This is a genomic window from Cupriavidus sp. WGlv3, assembly GCF_023952475.1.
GTDB classification, from domain to species: Bacteria; Pseudomonadota; Gammaproteobacteria; order Burkholderiales; family Burkholderiaceae; genus Cupriavidus; species Cupriavidus phytorum.
The window spans coordinates 1-550 of sequence record NZ_JALHRX010000135.1; the positions used below are offsets into that span (position 1 = coordinate 1).

Consider the following 550-nt stretch of genomic DNA (forward strand, 5'->3'; position numbering starts at 1 on the left):
TGACCCACCCCGCCGAAGTAAAACTGACCCACCTGGTGGAGGATGGCGGATTTGCCGCCGATGCTGACACAGGAGCAAGCAGTGGAAATCAGGGTATTGGCGAAACGAGGTGCGGGGGTGAGGGAGATAGCACCGGCAGACGGGTCTGTCGCGCAACACGGTGCGGCGCTATTTGGGCCACGAACACGCGGGTCGGTACAGGCCGCGTGAGCTCAGGGCAACGAAGCTTGCGCCGCACCACGGCTATTTGCTGGAGCGCATCGAAGCGGCACGCCCGCGCTGGATTCCGGCGACCGTGCTGCTACGCGAGTTGCGCGAACGCGGCTACGACGGTGGCGTCAGCCAGCTCGAGGTGTTTCTGGCGCCGCATAAGCGCGCCGAGCCCGAGCCGCTGGTGCGCTTCGAGACGGCCCCTGGCAAGCAAATGCAGGCCGACTTCACAGTCATTCGGCGCGGGCGCGAGCCACTGCTGGCACTGGTGGCGACGCTGGGCTACAGCCGCGCGAGCTTCGTGCGTTTCACGGCCGGCGAGGACACCGCCACGCTATGC

1 pseudogene is annotated in these 550 nt (G+C 66.5%); it reads left to right on the forward strand.

The annotated features are described in order from the left end of the window. Positions 1 to 60: 60 nt before the first annotated feature. Positions 61 to 550 (forward strand): annotated as a pseudogene (locus tag MKD38_RS30855) (helix-turn-helix domain-containing protein); the annotation flags it as partial.